Origin of the sequence: Micromonospora sp. CPCC 206061, assembly GCF_036906915.1 — a bacterium.
GTDB lineage: Bacteria > Actinomycetota > Actinomycetes > Mycobacteriales > Micromonosporaceae > Phytohabitans.
Genome location: NZ_JBAKHX010000155.1, coordinates 1 through 7,966 on the forward strand (window position 1 = coordinate 1; position 7,966 = coordinate 7,966).

General features: G+C 65.7%; 8 protein-coding genes. 2 read left to right on the forward strand and 6 right to left on the reverse strand.

Annotated elements, in window-relative coordinates:
• Positions 1 to 469: 469 nt before the first annotated feature.
• On the reverse strand, positions 470 to 865 hold the full coding sequence (locus tag V6V89_RS40580) for a VOC family protein (protein ID WP_442935319.1): 396 nt from the start codon (positions 863 to 865) through the stop codon (positions 470 to 472).
• A 191-nt stretch (positions 866 to 1,056) separates the two neighbouring features.
• On the opposite strand from V6V89_RS40580, the gene V6V89_RS40585 reads away from it, so the two are divergent.
• Positions 1,057 to 1,833: a hypothetical protein gene (locus V6V89_RS40585; RefSeq protein WP_334625037.1), complete on the forward strand. Its 777-nt coding sequence runs from the start codon at positions 1,057 to 1,059 to the stop codon at positions 1,831 to 1,833.
• Between the two features lie 156 nt (positions 1,834 to 1,989).
• On the opposite strand, the gene V6V89_RS40590 is transcribed toward V6V89_RS40585, so the two are convergent.
• Positions 1,990 to 2,175 (reverse strand): hypothetical protein, encoded by a 186-nt coding sequence (locus V6V89_RS40590; protein ID WP_334625038.1) that lies wholly within the window; start codon positions 2,173 to 2,175, stop codon positions 1,990 to 1,992.
• A gap of 604 nt (positions 2,176 to 2,779) precedes the next feature.
• On the opposite strand from V6V89_RS40590, the gene V6V89_RS40595 reads away from it, so the two are divergent.
• A complete protein-coding gene (locus tag V6V89_RS40595) occupies positions 2,780 to 3,913 on the forward strand; it encodes a hypothetical protein (protein WP_334625039.1) in 1,134 nt (377 codons plus the stop codon).
• A gap of 321 nt (positions 3,914 to 4,234) precedes the next feature.
• Here V6V89_RS40595 and V6V89_RS40600 read toward each other — a convergent pair whose 3' ends face one another.
• The 4 genes from V6V89_RS40600 to V6V89_RS40615 form a co-directional block, all read right to left on the reverse strand.
• Entirely contained in the window at positions 4,235 to 5,263 is a 1,029-nt protein-coding gene (locus V6V89_RS40600) for a transposase (protein WP_334625040.1), read from the reverse strand.
• Between the two features lie 198 nt (positions 5,264 to 5,461).
• Complete coding sequence (locus V6V89_RS40605; RefSeq protein ID WP_334625041.1) at positions 5,462 to 6,226, reverse strand: helix-turn-helix transcriptional regulator; 765 nt, start codon at positions 6,224 to 6,226, stop codon at positions 5,462 to 5,464.
• A gap of 184 nt (positions 6,227 to 6,410) precedes the next feature.
• Positions 6,411 to 6,836: an integrase gene (locus V6V89_RS40610; RefSeq protein ID WP_334625043.1), complete on the reverse strand. Its 426-nt coding sequence runs from the start codon at positions 6,834 to 6,836 to the stop codon at positions 6,411 to 6,413.
• A gap of 188 nt (positions 6,837 to 7,024) precedes the next feature.
• Entirely contained in the window at positions 7,025 to 7,588 is a 564-nt protein-coding gene (locus tag V6V89_RS40615; RefSeq protein ID WP_334625044.1) for a hypothetical protein, read from the reverse strand.
• Positions 7,589 to 7,966 lie beyond the last annotated feature (378 nt).

Here is a 7,966-nt window from a genome sequence, read left to right on the forward strand (position 1 = left end):
ACCCCGTCTGATCACGACCGTTGACCCCACACCTCGGGTGTCCGGCCTACGGGGGGAAGCTCAGTCCGGCTCCGTGGTGCTGGAGTCCTGGTGGTTCAAGCCCAGGGACCTGCGTTTGGTCGAAGCCGGCCTTCGTCGGTGCATGCCGGCCAGTGTGGTTGAGGTCTGGTGCGAGGTGCCGCCTCACGTCGCGAAGTGCCGGTATGCGGCCTGCCAACGCCACCACATCCATGATGACCAGCGCCAACTCGCCGATGCCTGCCCCGGTGGGAAGCAGAGGCAGAGCCTCTCGGCGTCGGCCACGTTGTGCGCGTGGACACGCGCGGCTCGGTGAACTTCGCCGACGTAGCCGATCACATCGCGAAGGCCAGGATGTAGGTCCGGATCGACAAGAGCACCACGTCAACGCTACTCAGCGGCAGATCAGGACATGCGACCTTGGCGCTGCGGGCTGGCAGGTGCGGCGACGTCAGGTGGCGCCGAGGAGGTCCCACCGGTTACCAGAGATGTCGAGAAAGACCGCGACCCGGCCATAGCATTCGGTCCGCGGTTCCCGCACAAAGGTGACACCCGCCTGCGCCAAGCGCAGGTATGCGGCGTCGAAGTCGTCAACGCGGAGGAAGAACCCGACCCGGCCGGCTACCTGGTTACCGACAGCGGCACGCTGGTGTTCTCCGTCTGCGCGGGCGAGCAGAATCCCGGTCTGGGCGCCCGGCGGCCGGACGACGACCCACCGCTTGGGTCGCCCGTCATTGGTCAGCGAAGGAGAGTCCTCGACGAGGTCAAACCCGAGTACGCCGGCGAAAGACGAAATCGCAGGGTCGTACTCTTCAACGATCAGGGCAACCAAGTCGATCTGCACCACGGCGGCGTACTCAGGGTAGTCCTGCCCAGCGCCCACGCACCGCGACAGCTGACGTGTGCGCCGCACTGATCGGTCAACTCGCCACGACGGCGCCCGTCCCCTCCCGTCGGCGTCACCACGCAGAGCTTTGCCTATGGCCGGTTGTTTGCGGTGAAGGGGCGGGTCAACCGCGGGCGCCGCGCCCAGCGTCGGTGACCGTCGCTTTCTGGCTCCAACTCGCGGCCGTCCTGGCGCTGCTGCTCATGGTGGGGCTGGTGGTTGCCTACGCGGTGTACTTCGACGGGCAGATCTCCCGCGCCGTCGAGCTGGTTCCCGAGGCCGACCCGGAGGAGGTGAGCGGCGAGCGGGTCGGCAACATCGTCACCTCGGTGGTCATGGGCGTCATGATCCTCGCTGTGGGGGTGTGGCTCGCGGCGACCGCGGTGCCGGTGCTGCGGGGCAGCAACGTCGCGCGCATCCTGGTCTTTGTCGCGGCGGGCGCCCACCTGCTGCTGTGTGCCGCGCCCTGCCTCGGCGGTGCGGCGCTCGCCCCGATCTTCCTGGCCGGTGCCCCTGAGGAACCCTCAGAGGGTCCGTATGTTGGCCAGGAGCCCTGGGAGGAGTCGCGGTTCATCGAGACGCTCTATTCGCAGACGTTGCCGTTCGAGGACGGGTTCTTCCTTGGTATGACTGTCGGCTTCGGCATCGAGGTGTTGCTTGTCATCGCGGTCGTCGTGCTCCTGGCTGTGCCGCCGGCAAGCCGTTACTTCGTCCCGCGCCGGCCCCCGCCGGCCTGGCCCGGTGCCTACGCCATGCCGGCGGGGGCCGCGTGGCCGATGAGGCCGTCATGGCCCGGGGCGTCCGCTGTGCCGCACCCCGGACTGCCGTACGTGATCTGCCCGGACCCATCCATCCACGAAACGCCCCCGCCCGGCGACACCCCCGGCACCAGACAGGAGCAGCCGCCCGGGCCCGACAATGGGCCCTGAGCATGTTCAGAACTGGCGGGCCCTCGGCCAGCCCTAAAGGGCTGTCCACCGATGACAGAAACTGGATTAGCCAACCTTCGACCCGGCTGGGGTCCACAACGGTCCAGGACGACCACGGTGACCACGACCCGCGCCAGCCGACAGCGCGCGGAGGTCCTACAGGCCGGCCGCGCCGCCGCCGCCGAACGGCGATGCGCCGATAGCCAACGCTGCCGCGACCGCGTCACGGTGGTCATCGACGACATGCGCTGCCGACGGACTCCGCTCTGCGATGCCGATACCACCCGACGGGCCGGTGTCAACGCCCAATACCTGCAGCGCCACCGCGACCTCAAACTCCACGCCGAACAGATCGCGCCGTCCTCGCCGACGACACCGCACGGCAGGACACCATCGCCCAGTCAGCTGCCGAATTGGCGTTGCGCACCGAGAACGCCATGCTCATCGAGCAGAACCATCAGCTGCGGCAGGACCTCAACGCCGCCCACACCGAACTTCGGAAGCTGCGGGTCCACGAACTCGCCAGCGCCGCCACCGGCATTCTGAGTGGCCGGCTACCTCCCGACGAGGTGGTCGTCGACCTGCAACGGCAGGTCGACACTTCGAGTAGCGCTGCACAGCGCCGAGGCCGACCTCAGCGCGGCGCAGAACCTAAACCAGCGACTGCTCGTCGAGAACACCAAACTCATCAGCCGGTGAGGCTGAACGCGTCCCGAGCCCGGATCGGTCCACTCTTCAGCGACCTTTGCCGCGCCCGACGCACAATGGACGTCCTTCGCCGAGGCTCGCGACTACGGGCCGCGAACACGGCGTCACGGCGCCCGAACGCGGCCGGCAGCCCTCAAGGCCATTATCGGTACGTCCGTAACGGCTGGTTCCCGTTAGCTAATATTGTTCGAGCCCGCGTGCCGGCGACCGCCTGAACACGTTGGCAGGCGAGGCAGCAGTGATCCTAGACTCGGGAAGGCCGGAAGGGGTTGTGCTCCAAATGGTATTTGGCTTCAAGCGGACGCCGGCGCAGAACCCATCGGTGGCAAGGTTTACTCGGTCGTTTTTCAGAACAAAACCCGAACGCCATGTGTCGCTCTCCGAGGTCGCCAGAGACTACGCGATGCATCTTTATGAATGGCATAGTAATCCGCTCGGGCTGAGAACTTCACCGTTCAGTACCGCCGGATGTAGGTTTAACATCGGCTTCATGGGAGAGCCCGGGGACCGATCGGACCTTACGAAAAGAGGCGTTCTGGTCTCCGATACCCTACTACTGTCTGATGTCAATGGGAGGACTGTTCGCCATGCAGGCACGTACAACAGATTTGCGGATCCGACGTCCGACATCTCGGAGGAACCATCGCGACATTGGACGGATGTCTATATAGGTTGTGACGACCTTGCGGACCTAGGGCAATGGATTCTCGACTGCCGCGACCTGTTAAGACAGGGTCTTCTCGCCTACCTGCCAGCCTACCTCACAAGCGATTACCGAGCGCGCGGATCATTCTGGACCACGGAGTGGCAAGAGCCAATCAGAGAGTCTGAGATCGTAACCTATCTTGTCCGCGACCGCATAGCCACTGTCCTCGGCGCAGAGGACCCGATCGTGAGTCAACTCGTTCACCCGATTCTTCGGATCGAACTTCCATACGTTGACGGCGTCAACATGAGAGACTTCAGCCGTATAACGGTGGATGAACTGAACTCCTATCAAGCCTTCCGAGACTTCCTGCGCGGGCGCTTTCTTGATCTCGACACGGCCGTGTGCAGTGAGCAAATGGACCGAGATCTCGTAAAAATAGGCTTGGAGATCGCCGACGGTATCCGCGAAATCCGGTCCGGCCTTACTGAAATCAAGAAGCGGCGGTCTGTGGCCATGACTGGCGCGACCACAGGCACCGTTGCCGCTGTTCTCGCGGCAGTATACGGTCCGGCGCTGGTCGACGCTGCGTCCGTCCTCGGAGCCGGGGGCGGTTTGTGGAAGGTCATCGAATCCCTAGCCGAGTCACGCGTAAAGCGGTCGCAGGTAGCCGACGGACCGTGGTACTACGTGTGGACGTTAGAGCGACGCAGCTCCCGAATCTAAGATCAGCCGACTCGGCATCGGCGCACGCATCGCTCGGAAGGGGAATTGAAACCTCCCAGCGGCTGGGCCGCCGTTTTGCTGTTCGGCCAGCCGCTGCCCCGGATCCGCACGCTCACTGTCGACGACATTGTTGTCCTCGGCGACGACCTGACGATCCGGCTTGGCGATCCACCGAGTCCCGTTCCCAGCCGTTTAATGCACTCCTGCTCGGCATCGGGCAGCTAGCCGGGTACGGTCCCAGTGCCATGCCGGCGACACGTACAACATCACAATGTCCATAGTGGTTGGGCGATTGGGTGTGCCGGCTGTCGGGCTAGATGTTTAGAGGGCGTCGCCGCCGCTGCAGTAATCGTTCGGGAAGAATGGCTTAGCGAGGATGTGCCTCGCGCAGGGATGCGGGCGCGGATCCGCAGGAGCGCGCTCCCGCACGGTGGTGTAGTAGCTGTAGCCGGGTGCGCTGGCGCGGGCGGAGGTCTTGGCCGCCTCGAACAGCAGCCACCGCAGCACCTCAGGGCCTTGCCGGGACAGCAGGCCGGGACTGCGTTTGTTGTCCGAGGAGTGCACGGTGACATCCAGGCCGACGAACCGGACCGCTTTGCGGGAGGAGCTGAACCGGCCGGCGCCGCCGAGCCAGGCGCACAAGGCCAGGCAGGTCATGCCTGCGACACCGTAGATTTCGTGCATGAGTACGCGGGCGCCGTGCACGTGTCGGGCGGTGGCCAGCAGCCGTTGACGGAGCCGGTCGAGATGGTCGGCCAGGACGTCCATGATGGCTAGGGCGGTGTTGGCTTGCAGCCTGCCCACCGGCGACAGCTGGTCCTCCACAATGGATGCCAGGTGTTGGCGGTCGCCGCGGATCACCCCGGCCTGTCCGGGCGCGGTGGCGCCTTGGTGGAAACAGACCGCGTGGACGCGCTGTGCCCACCCGGAGTGCTGGGTGCGCAGGTCGTGGTAGAGCTCCAGCAGGGCCCGCCATTCCAGCACCGGTGACGGCGGAATGTAGCAGCCGGGTAGCCGGCCGTCGGCAAGCGGTTGGCGTAGATGGTGGGCATCGGCCCGGTCGGTCTTGGCCCGCCGCTTACGCCCACGCAGCGCGGCGGTGTCGGCTGGTTCGGCCAGGTGTGGGACCACGCCGGCGGCGCGCATCTGCTCGGCGACGTATCGCCAGCCGGTGCAGCCTTCCATCGCGAAGTGCACGTCGTCGACGCCGTCGAACCGGGTCAGCCAGTTCGCAAGGTGTTCCCGGTCGGCCGGGACGATCCGACCCCGTTCCCACCGACCGGTGTCCGGTTCGACGTAGTCGAACGTCAACTGCTTCCGGTGGATATCCACCCCGCCTACGATCCTCATCAGGGCCTCCTCGAGCTCCGACACGACAGATGTCCCAACGCAGCAATGCGTTTGAGCCGAGGAGGCCCCCAAAGCCCACGGCCGTCAATACCCCGACCGGTGTACACCCTCCGGGTCAGCTCACCGACCCCGCGACACCGAACGAAGCCGATGCATGTCATCTCATCTGCCGAATTAAGGACAGTGGATCTTGGTAGGTCAGGCGCTTCGGATGGTCTGAGCCTCGGCGATGACGTAGCTCAGTTGATCACTGCTGAGCTGTCTCGCCCGCCAGGCCAACGCAGCGATCTCCGCGTGCTCCGGGTGGACTCTCGCACCCTCCACGACTGGCCCGACTCCGGTCAGTGCGACCACGTCTCCGGGCCGGTAGCCAAGGAGATAGGCGAACGCCGTCACATACTGCGGGGTGATCACGACCCTGCCAGTGCCCAATTGCGCAATGGTGGAGTCGGAGACGTACGGACCGTCGCCGACCGCGTTGAGAAGCCACGCGATGTACGGACGCGGACGGATATTGCGGTTGCGGAGCAGGCGCACCAACAGTGCTCCTGGGGTGTCTAGGAGGTCGTCGGCCGGCGCGGACTCGGTACGCGGCTGTACTGGTAGCGATCTGACCAACGCCTCCAGCTGGCTGCGCTGCTTCGCGTTCATGCTGAGCGCGGCGCGAAGGATCGAGCCCACATCCCGCGGCGATGTCGGCCACGCTGAGGCAAGCTCGTCCGGCACTGGCAGTCCAGCGATGACAAACAGGTCGGCGGTACGGATATCGAGTGCCGGTGCCAACTTCCCGACGAGATCCGGACTCGGCGACGCACCGCCAGTCATGACTGCGGCGAGTTCCGCGCTGGATACGCCAGCCTTCCGAGCCAGGTTGGCCCGCATGTGCTCGATCGACGTGGCGAAGGTCCGCCGACGGTGCGACAGCAGTCGCCACAGCCGCACGCCGAAGGGTGAATATCCCACGACGTACGACCGTACCGCTCGATCGTCCCGCCTTCCGACCCCTACAGGCCAACGGTCTGAACCCGGGCATTCGGCTGTCCGGACCGCTTGATCTCATGCACGCTCATGCCGCTGGTCGATCGTTACCTAACGTGATGGAGATCTGAAGGCCCGACGCTCGGTCATACCGATGGGCGGTAGCCCGTCAGCCTTGCCGATGAGCGTCGTAGGCGCGGATTACTCGGGCCGTGGGGTCCGCGCTTTCCGGCGTGCGCAAGCGATCGGTGAGCAGAAAGCCGGGCAAGGAGAACCGGGCCGCGTGCTCGCGCTCGGACAGCACGAACGTTCCTCCCCGCAGCTCTGGCTGCCAGCCGTGTTCCAGGCCGTAGCTGATGACCGCCCGTACGTCGGCGGGTGCGGGGTAGGCGCCGTCTGTCGCACATGCTCCCCAGGGTGCCGGCCAGGCCAGCGAAAGCAGATCCGCCTGGAGTGCCTGGCTGGTCTTGTCCGCGCCCCAGGCGCGAACGCGGATGCATCGGTGGCAATCGCCGCTGCCCTGTACGTGATGAATCTCGGCGCGCCACACAAAGGTCCGCGCGTCGACTCGTATCTGCCGCAGCCGCGTCTGCACGTGAGTCACCCCGTGGTGAATCCTTCCCGTTCCGCCTGTCGTCCGCCAACGTATTTGCCGATGGCACGAGCCGCGACCGGAGTCGTCCGTGATGTTCACTGATTTGCCGCGCTGCGCGCGCTGAGCTGATCTGCTGTTGACAGCGTTGCGTTGACCACGCTGCGGGGACCTGCCGATGACCGGACGGTTCAAGCATCGACGGTGCTATCTTCGCCTCCAGTGGTGAGGCTGGCCAGGGCGATCCCGCCGTCGTGGTCCCAAAGCAGCAGCTCGTTGGTGCTGACAGTGGTTCCGCCGGCCCATCCGAACGGGGATTGGGCGTCGGTCGCGGGCATGCGGGCCGTGATGATCGGTCGTCCGTTGGGTTGATCGACCCTGAGCGCGTGGCCTTCCCTGGTAATGACGAGCAGGCACCCGTTGCCGAGGTCGACGGTGTGTTGAATCTCGTCGTCGTCGTCGTCGTCGCCGCCGACGATGGCAGCGGGGTCGACGCGTCGGATGACGTTTCCGCTGGGCAGATCGTGCCAGGCGATTTCTTCACCGTAGGCCCAAGGCACGCTCAGGGCCGTGTCTGGGTTGGTGGTGATACCGCACACCGCCCGATCCCTCAGCGCCTTGATCTCGGTGGCCGCCAGCGCCTTGTCGTCGCTGATCCACCAAGACCACTGCCCGTCTTGTCCGGCGCCGACGCTCACAAGGTAGGCGGATTGGTGCGGATGGGTCCACATGGTCGGAAAGACGTCGTTGGTCACCGGGAAAATGACCGTCGCGGTGAGGGCCCAGTCGGCGACGCCATCGAATGTGCGGACCTCGGCGGTGCCCCGGGCTTCCCCGGCGCAGACTGCCAACAGGCAGTCGGCATCGGTGGAGAAGGTGACCGCGCTGCCGGAGCTGTCGGGCCAGCGTCGCAGCGCGACGGTGGTGACCTGATCGCCGCTGTCGTCGTAGAGGGCGACGGTGTCGGTGCCGGGAATGGCGAGGAGCTTTCCATCGGGGCTGGCCGCTGCCGTGCCGTTCCGGCAGATCGTTAGGCTCTTCTCGACCGTGAGCGCAGGCCCAACCAGGAGCAGGGCGATTGCGTAGTCGCGGGGATGCTGGCTGACCTGGTCCTATGTGGGCGGCCGAGGATG

What these genes read in the sequence shown, in the direction of transcription:
- V6V89_RS40600 (WP_334625040.1), bottom strand. Translation starts at nt 5,263, where the DNA reads ATGAGGATCGTAGGCGGGGTGGATATCCACCGGAAGCAGTTGACGTTC.